Origin of the sequence: Nonomuraea sp. NPDC049504 (assembly GCF_040676845.1) — a bacterium.
GTDB classification, from domain to species: Bacteria; Actinomycetota; Actinomycetes; order Streptosporangiales; family Streptosporangiaceae; genus Nonomuraea; species Nonomuraea salmonea.
Genome location: NZ_JBFAPT010000009.1, coordinates 271,569 through 289,259, shown reverse-complemented (window position 1 = coordinate 289,259; position 17,691 = coordinate 271,569). Strand labels below are relative to the sequence as shown.

The window sequence follows — 17,691 nt, the reverse complement described above, 5'->3', positions numbered from 1 at the left end:
CCGACCACCCACCTCGCTGGAAAGCCGACCGCCCACCTCATCGGAGGCCGACCACCCACCTCGCTGGAAGCCGAAACCAACACCGCCGGTGCCCGCACTGGTGTCGTCGGGGGTCGAGTTGGTGTCGTCCGCCGCCGAGCCAATGGGTTCGCGGTTGTGCGGCTTCGCTGGTGGCGAGGTCGGTGTTGCGGGTGGCGCGAGAGCCACGACCGATCCCGGCTTCCGATCGGTGGTCCACGGCCGCATCCACAGGCTGACCCTCCTCGCGCCCGCTGTCCCCAGAACCACGTTCGGCCCAATCTTGACCCCGATCAGCCTCGCATCCTGGCCTCCCACCCCCGTTCGCCCTGGGAGGCACCGATGACCAAGCACTCCGTGTTCCTCTGGCTCACCCTCCACCCCGCCCTGCTCATCTCCTTCGTCATAGCCCTCCTGACCACCGCCACCACCCCCGCCCAAGCGGCGGCCACGAAGAAGGCCCTGACAAGAGGACAGATCGCCGCCGCAGCCGCCCTGACCCAGCTGGGCGTCTCCTTTTCCTGGGGCGGAGGCTCCTCCAAAGGCCCCACCTTGGGCATAGGCCGAGGCTCGAGAACCCGAGGCTTCGACTGCAGCGGTCTGACCCTCTACGCCTGGTCCAGAGCCGGCGTGCGCCTCAGCCACTACACAGGAGCCCAATACCGCCAAGGCCGCCGCATCCCGCTGGCCGCCCGCCGCACCGGCGACCTGCTCTTCTTCGGCGGCGGCACCGGCGCCCCCACCCACGTCGCCCTCTACCTCGGCCGCGACCTCATGATCCACGCCCCGAAAACCGGCGACGTGGTCAGAAAGACCCGCTTCCTCAACATCCCTTACTACCGCGCGACATTCAGAGGCGCCGTCCGCCCAGGCTGACCCCCGCCCTCAGCCCCACGCGCTCACGGCACACCCCGACCCGACTCACCCGCCACGCACCGCCATCCAGCTTCGGTTGGAGGGAGGCAGCGGGGTGCCGCCCCTGCGGCTTCGGTCTGGATAACGGAGTGCGGCCGGCCGGTCTCGGTATGGGGGTAGCGGGTGGCGTCATCCGGCTTCGGTCTGGGGGGAGCGGGTGTGGTCAACTGGCCTCGGTCCGGGGGAGCGGGGCGCGGTCGGCCGGCTTCTGTCTGGGGAGCCGGGTGCGGTCAGCTTCTCACGCGGCTGTCGGCTACCGGGCGAGTCACACGGTCGTCGGCTGCCGGGGCCGTGTGGCCGCTGGCGCCCCTTGGCACGTTCGATCATCCTCGCTCCTCCGTCCGTCCACTACAACGCCTGGTTTTCCGGCGGCTCCTCGGCGGCGGCGGCCTGGTGCTCGGGCCGCTCCTGCGGTTCGCCAGGCTGGCGGCTCGAACAGGTCGGCGCGCCTGAGGCGTCGAGTGCCTCCAAGACGGTCGGGTGTCTCCAAGGACTCACGCGGGGCCGCAGGCCGCCACCAGGTCCGTCACCAGAGAGGACAGCAGCTCCTGATCCTCCTTACGAGCGGGCTCGTACTCCATGAGCCCGAGCCCCACGACGTCGAACCGCTCGCCCACCGCACGTACCAGCGAAAGGAGTTCCTCGGGTCGCAACCCACCGGGTGCCGGCGATCCCACACTCGTGAAGATCTCCGGATCCAGCACGTCGAAGTCGATGTGCACATACACAACGGTGCCGTCGCCCCCTGCCGTCATCCGTCGCGATGCCGTGATCCCGGTGCGCGCGTCGCGTGCCGTCGTGTCCTGACGCTGTGGCGTTGTCAGGTCGGCGTCGTGAGGTGGTGCCGCTTCGGAGGGGCCTTCGTGGGGTGGTGCCGTTCCGGAGGGGCCTTCGTGGGGTGGTGCCGTTCCGGAGGGGCCTTCGTGGGGGCGTTCAGTGCCGCAGAGCTCGATGGCCTCGATCAGGGCCGTTGCGTCCGGCCCTGGGACGTGGCGGATCCCGGCGGCCTCGATGAACGACTCTTCCGCGGCGTCAAGGTCACGCCCTCCGGCCAGGACGATCTGGCGTGGCGTCAGCGGGTCGTCGGCCACCAGGCCCACGGGGCCGTCGCCGGTGAGGGCGCGCAGGACCATGCCGTGGTAGGCGCCGGAGGGCGAGGAGGCAGGGGTGTTCAGGTCGCCATGGGCGTCGAACCAGACGACCACCAGCCGGTCTCCGTAGCGTCGGCGGGCCGCCGCCACCGGCTCCAGCTCGACCCCGCAGTCTCCGCCGGTGGTGACCACGAAGTCCTCGGACGCCTGTTCAAGCGCCGTACGCACCCGGGCCGCCGTGGTGACGAGGTCGTCCTCCACCGTCACCCGTACCCGTTGCCCGGCTCCCACCATGTCGGCGAGCAGTCGTGCCCCTTCCTTCAGCCGTTCCGCCGTGGGTGCGCCCGACCCCCGCCACTGCGGGACCTCCACCACCGTCACCACGTCCACCACTCCTCACCCGAGCAGCCATCACCCCGACGCACTCACTCACCCTGGCAAAGCGCGGAAACCCTGTCCAACCTCCGCCTCGTGCCCCGGGCGTGCGGTTCGTCCGGTGCGACCGCCTTGTGCCCCGCGGCGTGCTGCGGTTCGTCCGGTGCGACCGCCTTGTGCCCCGCGGCGTGCTGCGGTTCGTTCGGGGCTACCGCGATGCGCTGGGGAGCACGCTCCGACCCTTCCGGAGGGGCGGCGGAAAGAGGGCGCACCTCATCAAGCAGGGGGATCAGGGGAAATGGTGACCAACTTGACTCTCTGTGGTGAGGAGGCGGCAGAGGCCGGCGTCATATTTCGAGAACCGCATGTCAGGGCTCCGCGCCCCGATAACATCGAGTGTCCTTGACCCCGGCAAGTAATGAGAGTGGCAGAAGATCGATGAGTTCGGTGACCGTACGTGTGCCCGCGAAGGTCAACGTGCAGCTTTCTGTCGGCCCGCTCAGGGAAGATGGCTACCACGACCTGGTCAACGTCTTCCATGCCGTGTCGATCTTCGATGAGGTGGTGGCCAAGGAGTCGGAGGGGATCACCGTCCAGGTGAACGGCAAGTGGTCCGACCAGGTGCCGACCGACGACAGCAACCTCGCCATCCGAGCCGCTCGCGCCCTCGCCAAGCACGCCGGTCGCAGCTACGGCGCCGAACTCGTCATCCACAAGAGCATCCCCGTCGCGGGCGGCATGGCGGGCGGCAGCGCCGACGCGGCGGGTGCGCTGGTCGCCTGCAACGAGCTGTGGGGTCTGGGGCTGCCCATGGACGATCTCATGGAGATCGCCGGTGATCTCGGCAGCGACGTCCCTTTCTCGCTGATCGGCGGCACGGCGGTCGGCACCGGGCGCGGTGAGCAGTTGAGTGAGCTGCCCACCGGGGGCACGTTCCACTGGGTGTTCGCGCTGGCCAATGGGGGTCTGTCGACGGCCAGCGTGTACGCCGAGTGCGACCGGCTCCGGGCGGCCTCCGACGCCGACGTGCCGTGGCCGACGCTCAACGACTCCCTCATGGAGGCGCTCGGCACCGGCGACGCGTACGCGCTCGGCACCCATCTGAGCAACGACCTCCAGCCCGCCGCGCTCAACCTCCGCCCCGAGCTCGCCCCCACGCTCGAGTCCGGCCGCCAGCACGGCGCCCTGGGCGCGATCGTCTCCGGCTCGGGCCCGACGTGCGCGTTCCTCGCCATCGACGCCACCCACGCCCGCGATCTCGCCCACAGCCTGACTACGACGGGCGCCGCCCACACCGCCGTCGCCGCCCACGGCCCCGTTCACGGGGCGACCTTGATCTGACCCGCGTGGTCCGGCTCGGGGTGCTCCGGTCCCGCGTGATCCGGCTCCGCGTGGTCCGGTCCCGCGTGACCCGCCTCGGGCGGTCCGGTCCCGTGTGACCCGACCCCGCGTGACCCGACCCCGCGTGACCCGCCTCGGGCGGTCCGACCCCGTGTGACCCGACCCCGCATGACGAGACCCCCCGTGACCCGGCCCTGTGTGGTCTGATCCGCTTGCGCGGTCAGTGCTTGAGGACCTCTATCCAGTAGCGGCCGTCGGTGTCGCGATGGGCGCCGTGGATGTCGGTGGCCAGGTCGGGGAAGGTCCGGTCGAAGTCCTCCAGGACGCGCAGGTAGGCCAGCAGCGGCCCGTCGGCGGGACCGGTCGCCTCGCCGGGCATCAGCATGGGGATGCCCGGTGGAGTGACGACCACCGGGGCCGCGGCGACCCGGCCCGGCAGGCGGCTCAGCGGGACACGTTCGGTGCGCGCCCGGATCATGGCCTGGTAGCAGTCGGCCGGCGTGGTCACGGGCTCGGGCAGGAAGGTGAAGACCTGGTCGAGGAGCTTGCCGACCTCGGAGCCGAGCAGCTTGTCGTGGACCAGGGTGCAGAGCTCGCGCAGGGAGATCGCGGGCGGGCCGAAGCCGGGCAGGACCTCCGCCAGGGGGAGGCCGGCGTCGTAGGCGTTCTTGAAGTCGGTGAGGGCGTCGATCAGGGTGCCCCACTTGCCCTTGGTGATCCCCATCGAGAACAGCACCAGCAACGTGTGGTCGCCGGTCTTCTCCACCACGATGCCGCGTCGTTGCAGGTAGGCGGCCACGACGCGGGCCGGGATGCCCCAGTCGAGCGTGCCGGTGGCGGCATCGGCGCCCGGACAGGTGATCGTCACCTTGATCGGGTCGAGCAGGCAGTAGCCCTCGGACATGCCGTCGAACCCGTGCCAGCCGGCGCCCGGCTCCAGCGTCCAGCATCGGGGCTCCGAGCACAGCAGGGCCGGGTCGGCGTCGGCGAACGGGACGGTGCGCCCGGTGCGCGGATCGGTGACGACGGGAGGCTGCCACACGCCGAAGAACCAGCAGGCCCGCGTGCCGTCGTCGCGGATGCGGGCGGCCAGGCGCGTCATCGCCTGCCGGAACCGGACTGCCTCGGTGATCGCTTCCCCGGTGAGGAACACTCCCGACGGGCCGTCCATCATCGCCGCCGCGACGTCGAGCGAGGCGATCATCGGGTAGAGCGGCGACGTGGAGGCGTGCATGAGGTAGGTCTCGTTGAGCGCGTCGTAGTCGACCGGCGCCCGCTCCGAGGAGCGGACGTGCAGCATCGCGGCCTGCGACAGCGCCGCCAGCAGTTTGTGCGTCGACTGGGTGGCGAACACGGTGGGACGGCCGGGACCGGGCAGCGTGTGCTCGTCGACGGCCATGCCGTAGCGGCCGGCGTAGAGCGGGTTGAACCGGGCGTAGGCGAACCATGCCTCGTCGAAGTGCAGGCGAGGCACACTGGCGCCCAGCAGCTCGCCGACCCGCACCGCGTCGTAGCACACACCGTCGTACGTCGAGTTGGTGATCACCGCGTAGGTCGGGTCGCCGGAGGCGAGGGGATGGGCGGCCACCTGGGCCCTGAGCGCGGCCGCCGCCAGCGCGGCGGGCGGGATGGGACCGGCCAGCCCCAGCCCGTTGCGCTCGGGCACGAGGTAGACCGGGCGGGCGCCGCTGATGGCGAGCGCGTGCTGGACCGACTTGTGGCAGTTGCGGTCCACGAGGACGGTGTCGTCGCGGGCGATGGCGTGGTGGCCGACGACGCGGTTGGCCGTGGAGTTGCCGTTGACCACGAAGAACGTGCGGTCGGCGCCGAAGACGCGGGCGGCGTTGCGCTCGGCTTCGCCGATGGGGCCGGTGTGGTCGAGGGGCGAGCCCAGTTCGGTGACCGAGATGGACAGGTCGGTGCGCAGCAGCCGTTCGCCGTAGAAGTCGAAGAATGCCCGGCCCACAGGCGATTTGAGGAACGCCACGCCCCCGGCGTGCGCGGGGGTGTGCCAGGAGTAGTGATGATGGTCCTGCAGCCGGCGGAGCGCACCGAAGAAGGGCGGGAGGATCTTCTCGGCGTACTGGTCGGCGGCGTGGGCGATGCGCCCGGCGATGAACCGCGGGGTGTCCTCCAGCGGGTAGACGTAGCCGTGGATGACCTCGTAGACCCACAGCGGAAGCTCCTGCTCCTGCGCCATCAGGAAGACGGGCAGCCCGCGGAACCGTTTGGCGACGGCGCCCAGCAGGTGTTCGGCGCCGGGCGCGTCCCATGAGGCCAGCACCGCCGTGAGCGACGCGTCCGATCCGGTCACCGCCAGGGCGTCGTGGTCGCGGTGGGTCCAGCGTACGTGGAGCCCGAGCTCGTCCATCGCGGAGCAGACGCGGCGGAGCTGCTCGGCGAGCGCCGAGTCGGCATCGGGACGTTCGGTGACGGCGACCAGAACCGTTCGCTCCATGCGGCACTCCGTGATCGGGGGGAAGCCGGGGAAGGTCACACCGGTCACCCATGATGGTAACGCGGAGGAGTCGAAAAGCAACGGTGTGTAATGGCGAGGTTGGGGGCGGACGAGGAGGAAGCGAGGAGACGGGCGGGAAGCCGATACCCTGGGAAGGCCATGAACCTGGTCAATCTCGAGTCCGTCTCCCACGCCTACGGCCCCAAGCCGCTCCTCACCGACGTCTCGCTCGGTGTCGAGGCCGGCGATCGCATCGGTGTCGTCGGCCGCAACGGCGGCGGCAAGACGACGCTGCTGTCCGTGCTGGCGGGCACCGTACGCCCCGACAGCGGCCGCGTCACCCACAACCGCAGCCTGCGCGTGGGCTGGCTGTCGCAGCAGGACACCCTCGACCCGGCGAGCACCGTGCGCGAGACGGTCCTCGGCCGGCTGGCGGAGCACGAGTGGGCGGGCGACCAGCGCGTACGCGAGATCCTCACCAACCTGATCGGCGACCTTGACCTCGACTCCAGGACGGGCGACCTGTCGGGCGGCGAGCGCAGGCGTACGGCGCTGGCCAAGCTGCTCATCGACGACCACGACCTGATCATGCTCGACGAGCCCACCAACCACCTCGACATCGAGGCGATCGCGTGGCTGGCCGGGCACCTGGCCGACCGCAAGAGCGCGCTGGTGGTCGTGACGCACGACCGGTGGTTCCTCGACGCGGTCTCTACCCGTACGTGGGAGGTCGTGGACGGCCGGGTCGAGCGCTACGAGGGCGGATACGCGGCCTACGTCCTGGCGAAGGCCGAGCGGGCCCGCATCGCCCAGGCCGCCGAGGAGCGCAGGCAGAACCTCATGCGCAAGGAGATCGCCTGGCTGCGGCGCGGCCCGCCCGCCCGTACGTCCAAGCCGAAGTTCCGCATCGAGGCCGCCCAGGCGCTGATCGCGAACGAGCCGCCGCCGCGTGAGACCGTCGAGCTGATGCGCTTCGCGGCGGCCCGGCTCGGCAAGACCGTCTACGACCTCGAAGACGTCACCCTCCACGCCGGCGGCCCCGGTGCGGGCCCGCTCGTGCTCGACCACCTCACGTGGCAGTTCGGGCCGGGTGACCGGATCGGGCTGATCGGGGTGAACGGGTCGGGCAAGTCGTCGGTGCTGCGCCTGCTGGCCGACACGATCAAACCCGACTCGGGGCGGGTGGTCAGGGGCAGGACCGTACGCCTCGCGCACCTGTCGCAGGAGCTGGCCGAGGTCGACCCGACGCGGCGCGTGCTGGAGTCGGTGGAGGAGATCCGCAAGTACCTCCAGGTCGGCAAGCGCGAGTGGACCGCCTCCCAGCTGCTCGAACGCCTCGGCTTCCGTGGCGAGGCGCAGTGGAAGGTGGTCGGCGACCTGTCCGGCGGCGAGCGGCGGCGGCTGCAGCTGCTGCGGCTGCTGATGGACGACCCCAACGTGCTGCTGCTCGACGAGCCCACCAACGACCTCGACATCGAGACCCTGAACGAGCTGGAAGACCTGCTGGACGCCTGGCCTGGCACGCTGATCCTGGTCAGTCACGACCGCTACTTCCTGGAGCGAATCACCGACAAGTGCGTGGCGCTGCTGGGCGACGGCAAGCTGTCGCTGCTGCCGGGCGGGGTGGACGAATACCTCGAACGCCGCGCCGCCGGCACGGCCGTGACCGCCCGGCTCGGGCTGGGCGCTCCAACGGCGGCCCCCGAGCCGGCCGCCCCGCAGCCGAGCGCCCCGGGTGCGCCGAGCGGGCTGTCGGCCAAGGAGGAACGCGAACTCCGCAAGGAGCTCAACCGCCTCGAACGGCAGCTCGACAAGCTCAGCGACCAGGAGTCCCGGCTGCACGCCGCCATGGCGGAAGCGGCCAGCGACTACGCCAAGCTTGGCTCGCTCGACGCCGAACTCCGCGAGATCGCAGCCCAGAAGGAAGCGGTGGAGGCGGAGTGGCTCGAAGTGGCCGACCGCCTGGGCGACTGACACCACGCAGAAACGCGAGCCCCCGCCCGCCTCTCAGGCGGGGGCCCGCCTTCGGGAGCTGCCCAGCCAGGCCGCAGCGGTGAAGGCCAGGGCTGTGCAGCCGAGTTGTGCGAGGGCCGTTGAGGTGGGGACGAACGGCAGGTCGCCGAGGTCGCCCAGGGCCGCCGCGGGCACGAACAGCAGCAGCGCCGCTCGCCGTCCCACGGCGGAGCGGCACGCGTACCCAGCCGCCAGCGCGAGCACCACCAGCCACGGCACCGGCTTCCACGACGTGAGGACGTGGTCGGCGATCGCGTCCACCCAGCGCGCGCGCACGATGGCCTTGCTGGCGATGAGCCCCACCAGGGCGAGCGCCCCCCACAGCAGGAGAGCGTGCCGGGGGACCATCCGGAGCGCGCGGTGGGTCGCCGGCATGAAGGCGATGGCCAGCGCCACCGTCTCGGCCAGCACGAGGAGGCCGTAGTTCGGGAAGAGCAGGCGGTCCAGGCTCAGCTCAGCAACCGGTATCGGGCCGGCCTGATACAGCGCGAACGCGACCACGCCGAGCACCGCGATCCGCCGGCGGCCGGACAGCACGGCCAGCGCGGGCAGGGCCGCGATCAGGGCAGGCGCGGTCAGGAGCCAGATCGAGCGCGGTTCCGCCAGGAAGGCCGTGCCCCAGCGCAGGGATTCTGCGAACCGCAGCGACACCGTCGCCATCTCGGCGACCGCCATCAGCAACGGCCACAGCCCCACGGCGACGGCCAGCCCGTCGCGCCAGGCGCTCGCCGAGTCCGGCCCGAAGGCCCGCCGGACATGCACCCGCACCGCGCCCCGCAGCAGGTCGGCCACATCGGCCAGGTCAGGACGGGTCTGGCCTGGGCGTGCCCCCGCCAGCAGCACCCCCACCATCTCCGCCTCGTGCCGCGCCCGGTGGTCGTGGGGGTAGCAGGCGAGCAGCCGTCGGTAGCGGGCTTCCAACGGGCTCATGCCGGCCCTCCCGCGCCGATGGCGCGCAGGCGTTGGGTGGCTGCTGCGGCGTGTCTGCGCAGCCGCTCGGCCTCGGCCGCCAGCCTCGTCGCGCCGTCGCCGGTCAGCCGGTAGTAGCGGCGTACCCGGCCGTCGACGATCTCCTCCCGGTCCTCGGCGATCAGGCCCTCTGCCTGGAGCCGGTCGAAGGCGGCGTACAGGGTGCCGGCGCGCAGGCGGACCTGGCCGTCGGAGATGCGCTCCACGTCGGTGATGACGCCGTATCCGTGCTGTGGCCCGGCGGCCAGCGCGGTCAGGATGAGGAAGGTCGGCTCCTGCATCTGTCTCATACGATCAATATATATCGATCATCTGACTATGAAAGGCGGCCGGTCCGAGGGACTCGGCGCGCGAAGGGTCAGAGGGGGGAGTCGAAGGGGGTGAGGAGGGTGCGGAGGAGGGCGGCGAGGGTGCGCTGGTCGGCGGGACCGAGGCCCGAGAGGAGTTCCCGTTCGCGCCGCAACAGGTCGGAGAACGCGGCGTCCACTCGTGCCAGCCCCGTCTCCGTCAGTGAGACGAGCACGCCGCGCCGGTCCTCGGGATCGGGGCGGCGGCGTACGAGACCGGCCTGCGCGAGGCGGTCGATGCGGTTGGTCATGGTGCCCGACGTCACCAACGTGGCCCGCAACAGGGCGCCGGGGCTCAGCTCGTACGGCTTGCCGGCCCGCCGCAGCGCGGTCAGCACGTCGAACTCCCACGGCTCCAGATCGTGCTCGGCGAACGCGGCCCGCCTGGCACGGTCGAGATGCTTGGCCAGCCGTGACACCCTTGAGAGCACCTGGAGCGGCTCGACGTCGAGGTCGGGGCGCTCCGTCCGCCACGCCGCGACGAGGCGATCGACCTCGTCTCTAGCATCCTCCGTCATGACACACAAGTGTACTGTCTTGACATCGAGATATCTCTCTCGATATCAATTATCTTCATGTCAAGAGATATCTGGGACCCTGTGACATACGCGGTCTACGCGGACGAGCGGTCGCGGCCGTTCATCGAGCTGATCTCCAGAGTGGGGGCGGTCGAGCCCGATTATGTCGTGGACGCGGGCTGCGGCAGTGGTGAACTCACCGTCGAGCTGGCCAGTCGCTGGCCCAATGCGACGATCGAGGGCTTCGACTCCTCGCCCGCGATGATCGGCAAGGCCAGGAAGCTGGGGTCGGACGTCAGGTTCCAGGTCGCCGACGCCTCCACCTGGCGCCCCGACCGCCCCGTGGACGTGATCGTCTCCAACGCGCTGCTGCAGTGGGTGCCCGACCACCACGCGGTGCTGGAGCACTGGATGGAGGGGCTGGCCCCGGGCGGCTGGCTGGCCTTCCAGGTGCCGGGCAACTTCGACGCGCCCAGCCACGTCGCCATCCGCGAGCTGTGCGACTCGCGCGCCTGGTCCGACCGGCTCGGCGGCTTCACGCGGGGCGCGCCGGTGAGCGAACCGCTGGAGTACGTCGACCTGCTCAACCAGGGCGGCTCGATGGTGGATGCCTGGGAGACGACGTACGTGCACATGCTGCAGGGCGAGAACCCGGTGCTCGACTGGGTCTCCGGCACCGCCCTGCGCCCGATCCTGGACCGGCTCGACCAGGACGAGCAGCGGCGGTTCAAGAACGACCTGGGCAAACTGCTCGCCGAGGCGTACCCGGCGCGGAGCTACGGGACGCCGTTCCCGTTCCGGCGGATCTTCGTGGTGGTGCAGAAGTGACGAAGCGGCCACACGGCCCGTGAAGTGGCATGATGGTGCTGGACCGGACTTTTGCGAGGTGCGGTGGGCATCGAGATAGAGGACAAATTCGACGTCTCTCCGGACTACGAGCTCCCTGACCTCAGCGCTCTGGCCGAGGTCACGGGCCCGGAGAGCCGGCATCTCGTTGCCCTTTACTACGACACTCCGGATCTGCGGCTGGCCGCCCGCGGCGTGACGCTGAGGCGGCGGCGCGGCGGCGCCGACGCGGGCTGGCATCTGAAGCTGCCCCAGGCCAAGGGCGTCCGCCAGGAGATCACCCGCCCGCTGAGCCGCAAGACGGTCCCGGCCGAGCTGGCCGAGCTGGTCCGCGGCTACACCCGCGGCGCCGAGCTGGTGCCGGTGGCCGAGCTCGACACCCGCAGGAACGTGACCGTGCTGCACGAGGACGGGGCCGCCCTCGTGGAGATCGCCGACGACCGCGTCAAGGGCACCGTGCTCGGGGACGAGCCCAAGGTCGTGCGCTGGCGCGAGGTCGAGGCCGAGCTGCTCGCGGGCGGCACGAAGAAGCTGCTGGCCAAGGTCGGCAAGCGGCTGCGCAAGTCAGGCGCGACCCCGTCGCAGGCAGGCAGCAAGCTGGCGAAACTGCTCGAACCCGTCCCTATCACCACGGCCGCCACGAAGCCGGGCAGCGCCGGCGAGGTCGTGCTCGCGTACCTGCGCGATCAGGTTCAGGCGCTGCTGGCGCAGGACCCGCGGGTGCGCCGCGCCGAGGAGGACGCCGTGCACCAGATGCGGGTGGCCGCCCGGCGGCTGCGCAGCGCGCTCAAGGCGTTCAGGACCGTCGTGACCGGCACCCGCGCGATCCAGGACGAGCTGCGCCGCATCGGCGACGTCCTCGGCGAGGCCCGCGACCTGGAGGTGATCAGGGCCAGGTTCACGAAGGAGCTGGACGGCCTCGCGCCCGAGCTGGTCGTCGGCCCCGTCCGCACCCGGCTGGGCGACGACCTGCGAGAACGCGAGCGGCAGGCGTACGGGCGGATCAGGGAGACACTCAGCGACGAGCGCTACTACCGGCTCCTCGACGACCTGGACGCCCTGGTCGCCGCCCCGGAGTGGGGCGAGGCGGCGGACAGGCCCGCACAAAGAGAACTGCCTGAAATCGCCGCAGCCACATGGGCGCGGGTGACCCGCGCGTACGACCGCGCCCAGGCCATCGACGACCCGGCCCGCCGCGAGGTCGCCATGCACGACGTACGCAAGGCGGCCAAACGCGCCCGTTACACCGCAGAGGCCCTGGGTCTCGGAAAGCTGGCCGGGCCGGCGGAGGACGTCCAGGAGGCGCTGGGCGCGTACCAGGACGGCGTGGTCGCCCAGGGGCTGCTGGCCGAGGAGGCCGCGCGCGCCAGGGAAGCCGGCGCGGACACCTTCACCTATGGCCTGCTCATCGGCATCGAACGCGGGGCCGCCGAGCGCGCGCACGCCGGTTTCCCCAAGGTGTGGAAGAAGACCTGCAAGGCGGTCGCGAAGGTTTTGTGACCGTCAGGTCGCGTGCCGCTGTGGCGGTCAGGTCGCGTGCTGCTGTGATCGTCAGGTCGCGTGCCGCTGTGGCCGTCAGGTTGCGTGCTGCTCGACGGCGACCACCCGCTCGCCGGCCCGGTGCAGCACCGCGAGGCCGCCCTTGGGCAGCCGTACGTCCTGCCCGGCCAGCGCCTGGACGAGGCCGGGCAGCACCTTGCCGTGGCTGCACACGACGGCGTGCGGGGGCAGCGCGGCCACCAGCTCAGGGGTCCAGCGCGGGTCCTGGTCCTCCTCGCTGAGCAGCGGATCGACCTCGATCGCGGCCCCGGCGACCCGCGCGTACGGCTCCAGCGTCTGCACGCAGCGGGCACTGGGCGAGCTGACGAGACGACCGGGCCGGTAGGCGGGCAGCACGGCGGCGAGGACCGCGGCCTGGGCGGCGCCGCGCTCGTCGAGCGGGCGGGCCTCGTCGTCACCGTCCCACTCGTCGCGCGAGCCCGCCGAGCCGTGCCGGACGAGCACGAGCGGCACGGTGTCGAGCGGCGCGTCACCGAGGGAGCGCAGCAGCGCGACGTCCCACGTGTACGACAGCAGCCCCTCCGCCTCCTCCACCGGCACCCAGCGCAGCTCGTCGACCTCGTCATCAGGGATCAGTCCGGCGTCGTCGGCCACCCGCCCCACCCAGTAGTCGACCCGCTTGAGCCGCCCGGAGCTGCGGTAGTGGACGGGCGGCAGCGGCCGGCCGAGCACGACGGTCAGCCCGGTCTCCTCGCGCACCTCGCGCAGGGCGGCGGCGACGACGTGCTCGCCAGGGTGGAGCTTGCCCTTGGGGAACGTCCAGTCCGCGTAGCGCGGCCGGTGCACGAGGGCCACCTCGGACGAGCCGCGCAGGATCACCGCGCCCGCCGCCCTGATGAGGTCGTCAGTCGTCAACGGTCCTCCAGCGGCGCGTGCCGATGAGGTGGCTCTGCAGGTCCGCGCCGGGGTGGTGGGTCCAGGTGCCGTCGGAGTTGAGCCACCAGGTGCTGGTCTCCTCGTCCATGGCGCGGTCCATCAGCTCCATCAGGTACGCCTTGTGCTGCTGCGAGGTCACCTTGACCAGGGCCTCGACGCGGCGGTCGAGGTTGCGGCGCATGATGTCGGCGCTGCCGATCCACACTTCGGGGCGGCGGCCGAGGCCGAACTCGTAGACGCGGGAGTGCTCCAGGAAGCGCCCCAGGACCGAGCGGACCCTGATGTTCTCCGACAGCTCGGGGATGCCGGGCCGCAGGATGCAGATGCCGCGTACCCAGATGTCCACCTGCACGCCGGCCCTGGACGCCCGGTAGAGCGCGTCGATGATGGGCTCGTCCACCATCGAGTTCGTCTTGATGCGGATCCGCGCGGGCCGCCCGGCCCGCTGGTGGGCGATCTCCCGCTCGATCCTGGCCATCAGGCCGCTGCGCATGGAGTGGGGCGCGACCAGCAGCCGCCGGTAGGCGGAGTGGTGGGAGTAGCCGGTCAGGTGGATGAACAGGTCGGTGACGTCCTCGCCGACCAGCGGGTCCGCGGTCAGCAGGCCGAAGTCCTCGTACTGGCGGGCGGTCTTGGGGTTGTAGTTGCCGGTGCCGATGTGGCAGTAGCGGCGCAGCTCGCCCGATGGCTCCTGGCGGACGGCGAGGGCCAGTTTGCAGTGGGTCTTCAGGCCGACCACGCCGTAGACGACGTGGCAGCCGGCGCGTTCGAGCTTGCGCGCCCAGGAGATGTTGGCGTGCTCGTCGAAGCGGGCCTTGATCTCGACGACCACCACGACCTGCTTGCCGGCCTCGGCGGCGTCGATGAGGGCGTTGACGATGGGGGAGTCGCCGCTGGTGCGGTAGAGGGTCTGCTTGATCGCCAGCACCCTGGGGTCCTCGGCGGCGACCTCGATGAAGCGCTGCACGCTGGTGGCGAAGGAGTCGTACGGGTGGTGCAGCAGCACGTCGCGCTCGCGCAGGATCGCGAAGACGTCGTCCTCGGCGTTGATCACCTCGGCCGGCACGAACGGCCGGTAGCACAGCTCGCCCCGGTCGAGGTCGGCGATGGCGTGCAGGCCCGACAGGTCGAGCGGGCCAGGCAGCCGGTAGACCTCGTGCGGGGCCAGCTCCAGCTCCTCGATGAGCGGCGCCAGCACCTCGGGCGTGATGCTGTCCTCGACCTCCAGCCGCACGGGCGGCCCGAAGCGCCGCTTGAGCAGCTCCTTCTCCAGAGCCTGCATGAGGTTCTCGGTGACGTCCTCGTCCACGTCGAGGTCCTCGTTCCTGGTGACGCGGAAGACGTGGTGCTGGACGATCTCCATGCCCTTGAAGAGCTGCCCGAGGTGCGCGGCGATGACATCTTCGAGAGGGACGAAACGGTCTTTGGACGCCTGGACGAACCTGGGCAGCTGCGACGGCACCTTGACCCGGGCGAACACCGTGTGGTTCGTCGCCGGATTGCGCACCAGGACGGCGAGGTTGAGGCTGAGCCCGGAGATGTAGGGGAACGGGTGCGCGGGGTCCACGGCCAGCGGCGTCAGCACCGGCCTGATGCGCTCCCTGAACAGCTTGCGCAGCTCCGTACGCTCCTCGCGCCCGAGATCCGCCCAGCGTACGATCTCGATGCCCTCGGCGGCGAGCTGGGGGCGGATCTGCCGGTGATAGGCCTCCGCGTGCCGCCTGGCCAGCCCGTCGGCCACCGCGGCGATCTTGATCAGCTCTTCCTGCGGCTTGAGCCCGCTCTTGGTCCGCAGCAGCAGGCCGGTCGCCATCCGCCGCTTCATGCCTGCCACCCGGACGCGGAAGAACTCGTCGAGGTTGCTCGCGAAGATCGCGAGGAAGCGGACGCGTTCGAGCAGCGGCAGCGAGGGGTCCTCGGCGAGTGCCAGCACCCGCTCGTTGAACTGGAGCCAGCTCTCCTCGCGGTTGAGGAACCGCTCCTGCGGGAGGGGCAGGTCATGGACAGACGGGAACGGTTCCGCGGACATATGGCGTATGTTGCCCCGTTCGGTTGAACAGCACGTTAACGTCGCCGCAACGGCTCACCCCAGAGGGTCGGCCCAGCTCCACACCATCGTCACCCCGGGTGCCCGCGCCGTTCAAGGCTCACTCCGGATGATCTACCTGCTCCAGCCGTGCCGCGCGCTCGGCCAGCCGCGCCTCCCGCTGGCGGATCTTCTCCTCCCGCTCGCGGGCCTTCTCCGCCTCCTTCAGCAGCCGCTCGCGCTCCTTCAGCTCGCGTACGCGGGCCTTCTCGGCCTCCTTGAGCTCCCGCTGGCGGATCTTCTCCGCCTCCTTGAGCTCCTTCTCGCGGGCCTTCTCCAGCTCGCGCAGCTCCTTCTCGCTGGCCGCGCGCGGCTTGGCCGCCAGGGCGCGCCCCGAGACGGTGAGCGACGGGTTGGCGTCGAGCGCGGTCAGGCCGTTCCAGGCCAGGTTGACCAGGTGGGCCGCGACCTCCTCGCGGCCCGGCTTGCGCACGTCGAGCCACCACTGCCCGGTCAGCGCCACCATGCCGACCAGCATCTGGGCGTACATGGGGGCCAGCTTGGGGTCGTAGCCCCTGGCCGCGAACTCGTCGGCCAGCACGTCCTCGACCTGACTCGCGATCTCGCTGATCAGGCTGGCGAACGTGCCGGTGCCCGACGCGGCGTGGGAGTCGCGGACCAGGATGCGGAAACCCTCGCTGCTCTCCTCGATGTAGCGGAGCAGGGCCAGCGCGGCCCGCTCCAGCTTCACCAGGGAATGAGCGGCCGACAGCGCCTCGGTGATCATGCCGAGGAGCTTCTGCATCTCGCGGTCCACGACGACCGCGTAGACGCCTTCCTTGCCACCGAAATGCTCGTACACCACGGGCTTCGACACCTGTGCGGTAGCTGCGATCTCTTCGATAGAGGTCCCGTCGAACCCCTTCTCCGCGAAGAGGGTGCGGCTGATGCTGATCAGCTGCTCTCTTCGCTCGCTACCGGACATGCGCCTGCGAGATCGGGGTTCGGTCACGGTTTCCATAATGACGGCCACGGCCGTGCCGCCGCTCATCGGCTGATCGTCAGGCAATGCGCTTCGCCGCCAGACGCTCAGGCGTCGGCCAGCGGACGTCGTACACCCAGCCCAGCTTCTCGAAGATGCGGATGAGGCCGGCGCTCAGGTCGATCTGGCCCTTGAGCGCGCCGTGACGGGCGCAGGTCGGGTCGCTGTGGTGCAGGTTGTGCCAGGACTCGCCGAAGGAAGGGATGGCCAGCCACCACACGTTGCGCGACTTGTCGCGTACCTGGAAGTCCTCCTCGCCGAAGACGTGGCAGATCGAGTTGATCGACCAGGTGACGTGGTGCAGCAGGCCGATGCGGACGAGCGAGCCCCAGAACAGCGCGGTCAGTCCGCCCTGCCAGGACCAGGTGAACAGCATGCCCAGCACGCCGGGCAGCAGGATCGAGGTGAGCGCGAGGGCGCCGAACCACTTGTGCAGCTTGCGGACGTCATCGTCCTTGCACAGGTCGGGGGCGTACTTCTCCCTGTTGGTCCGCTCGCTCTCGAACAGCCAGCCCATGTGGGCGTAGAGCAGGCCCTTGGCCATGTTCTTGAAGCCGGGGCCGAAGCGCCACGGGGAGTGCGGGTCGCCCTCCTTGTCGGAGAACTTGTGGTGCTTGCGGTGGGTGGCCACCCAGTCGAGCACCGACATCTCCAGCGACAGGCTGCCCGCGATGCCCATCGCGATCTTCAGCGGCCGCTTTGCCTTGAAGGAGCCGTGCGTGAAGTAGCGGTGCAGGCCGACGGTGACGCCGAGGCCGGAGACGACGTAGAAGACGAAGGCGATGGCGATGTCCGTCCAGCCGAGTCCCCATCCCCATGCGAGCGGCACGGCCGCGGCGATCGCGACGAGAGGCAGGCCGACCACCAGGCCGAAGGTGACGAGTTCCGACTTTGACTTGGGTTCTGGTTCGAACTCCGGCTTGGGGGCAGGGGTGGAGCGCTCGGCGACAACGGTCATGGGCTACCTCCGACGGCATGTATGAGATTGAATGTCCGGGCTACGCAACCGTAACCTACGCCAGCGTAGGTTCGGAAGAGCTAAGCCCGTAATGTCGAGAACGTGAAGCGGGGCCGGACGAGTAGCGGAGGATCCGTGTCTTGCGCCCCTGCGGTGGCTCTGTTATGGGGCGGGCGAGAGGGGAATACGGGCGCGCGGCGGCGCGCGGGGTCGGTATCGTAGGGGAGTGCCGGACATCACGTGTCCGAGCTGTCCCGGATCGTCTAATCGGCAGGACAAGTGGTTTTGGTCCACTTTGTAGGGGTTCGAGTCCTCTTCCGGGAGCCTTGAGGTGCTCC

Annotated in this window: 14 protein-coding genes and 1 tRNA gene; 6 read left to right on the top strand and 9 right to left on the bottom strand. The window is 70.5% G+C overall.

Annotated features, from left to right (window positions below):
- Positions 1 to 360 precede the first annotated feature (360 nt).
- On the top strand, positions 361 to 894 hold the full coding sequence (locus tag AB0K28_RS19770) for an NlpC/P60 family protein (protein ID WP_364371756.1): 534 nt from the start codon (positions 361 to 363) through the stop codon (positions 892 to 894).
- A gap of 533 nt (positions 895 to 1,427) precedes the next feature.
- Here the strand turns inward: AB0K28_RS19770 and AB0K28_RS19765 are convergent.
- On the bottom strand, positions 1,428 to 2,414 hold the full coding sequence (locus tag AB0K28_RS19765; protein ID WP_364371753.1) for an arginase family protein: 987 nt from the start codon (positions 2,412 to 2,414) through the stop codon (positions 1,428 to 1,430).
- Positions 2,415 to 2,837: 423 nt separating this feature from the next.
- Between AB0K28_RS19765 and AB0K28_RS19760 the strand changes: the two genes are divergently transcribed.
- Positions 2,838 to 3,740, top strand: a complete 903-nt coding sequence (locus tag AB0K28_RS19760) for a 4-(cytidine 5'-diphospho)-2-C-methyl-D-erythritol kinase (protein ID WP_364371750.1) — start codon at positions 2,838 to 2,840, stop codon at positions 3,738 to 3,740.
- Between the two features lie 220 nt (positions 3,741 to 3,960).
- Here AB0K28_RS19760 and AB0K28_RS19755 read toward each other — a convergent pair whose 3' ends face one another.
- Positions 3,961 to 6,198 (bottom strand): Orn/Lys/Arg decarboxylase N-terminal domain-containing protein, encoded by a 2,238-nt coding sequence (locus AB0K28_RS19755; protein WP_364371747.1) that lies wholly within the window; start codon positions 6,196 to 6,198, stop codon positions 3,961 to 3,963.
- A 159-nt stretch (positions 6,199 to 6,357) separates the two neighbouring features.
- On the opposite strand from AB0K28_RS19755, the gene AB0K28_RS19750 reads away from it, so the two are divergent.
- Positions 6,358 to 8,172 (top strand): ABC-F family ATP-binding cassette domain-containing protein, encoded by a 1,815-nt coding sequence (locus tag AB0K28_RS19750; RefSeq protein ID WP_345390330.1) that lies wholly within the window; start codon positions 6,358 to 6,360, stop codon positions 8,170 to 8,172.
- A gap of 33 nt (positions 8,173 to 8,205) precedes the next feature.
- On the opposite strand, the gene AB0K28_RS19745 is transcribed toward AB0K28_RS19750, so the two are convergent.
- The 3 genes from AB0K28_RS19745 to AB0K28_RS19735 form a co-directional block, all read right to left on the bottom strand.
- Entirely contained in the window at positions 8,206 to 9,141 is a 936-nt protein-coding gene (locus AB0K28_RS19745) for a hypothetical protein (RefSeq protein ID WP_364371744.1), read from the bottom strand.
- Entirely contained in the window at positions 9,138 to 9,470 is a 333-nt protein-coding gene (locus tag AB0K28_RS19740) for a helix-turn-helix transcriptional regulator (RefSeq protein WP_345390321.1), read from the bottom strand. Before AB0K28_RS19740 ends, AB0K28_RS19745 begins: the two co-directional genes overlap by 4 nt.
- Before the next feature lie 68 nt (positions 9,471 to 9,538).
- Positions 9,539 to 10,045, bottom strand: a complete 507-nt coding sequence (locus AB0K28_RS19735; RefSeq protein WP_364371741.1) for a MarR family transcriptional regulator — start codon at positions 10,043 to 10,045, stop codon at positions 9,539 to 9,541.
- 81 nt (positions 10,046 to 10,126) lie between these two features.
- Here AB0K28_RS19735 and AB0K28_RS19730 point away from each other — a divergent pair, with 81 nt between their 5' ends.
- A complete protein-coding gene (locus tag AB0K28_RS19730; RefSeq protein ID WP_364371738.1) occupies positions 10,127 to 10,873 on the top strand; it encodes a trans-aconitate 2-methyltransferase in 747 nt (248 codons plus the stop codon).
- Between the two features lie 63 nt (positions 10,874 to 10,936).
- Complete coding sequence (locus tag AB0K28_RS19725; RefSeq protein ID WP_345390310.1) at positions 10,937 to 12,391, top strand: CYTH and CHAD domain-containing protein; 1,455 nt, start codon at positions 10,937 to 10,939, stop codon at positions 12,389 to 12,391.
- A gap of 75 nt (positions 12,392 to 12,466) precedes the next feature.
- Here the strand turns inward: AB0K28_RS19725 and AB0K28_RS19720 are convergent, their stop codons facing one another.
- The 4 genes from AB0K28_RS19720 to AB0K28_RS19705 all read right to left on the bottom strand — a co-directional run bounded on the left by AB0K28_RS19720 (position 12,467) and on the right by AB0K28_RS19705 (position 17,353).
- On the bottom strand, positions 12,467 to 13,306 hold the full coding sequence (locus tag AB0K28_RS19720) for an NUDIX hydrolase (RefSeq protein ID WP_364371735.1): 840 nt from the start codon (positions 13,304 to 13,306) through the stop codon (positions 12,467 to 12,469).
- A complete protein-coding gene (locus AB0K28_RS19715; RefSeq protein WP_364371732.1) occupies positions 13,296 to 15,356 on the bottom strand; it encodes an RNA degradosome polyphosphate kinase in 2,061 nt (686 codons plus the stop codon). The genes AB0K28_RS19720 and AB0K28_RS19715 overlap by 11 nt, the downstream gene beginning before the upstream one ends.
- A 118-nt stretch (positions 15,357 to 15,474) precedes the next feature.
- Positions 15,475 to 16,338, bottom strand: coding sequence for a TetR/AcrR family transcriptional regulator (locus AB0K28_RS19710; RefSeq protein WP_364371829.1), 864 nt, complete (start codon positions 16,336 to 16,338; stop codon positions 15,475 to 15,477).
- Positions 16,339 to 16,414: 76 nt separating this feature from the next.
- The gene (locus AB0K28_RS19705; RefSeq protein WP_364371729.1) at positions 16,415 to 17,353 is read right to left on the bottom strand and encodes an acyl-CoA desaturase; all 939 of its coding nucleotides are present in this window, start codon (positions 17,351 to 17,353) and stop codon (positions 16,415 to 16,417) included.
- Between the two features lie 252 nt (positions 17,354 to 17,605).
- On the opposite strand from AB0K28_RS19705, the gene AB0K28_RS19700 reads away from it, so the two are divergent.
- Positions 17,606 to 17,677 (top strand) — tRNA-Gln (locus tag AB0K28_RS19700).
- Positions 17,678 to 17,691 lie beyond the last annotated feature (14 nt).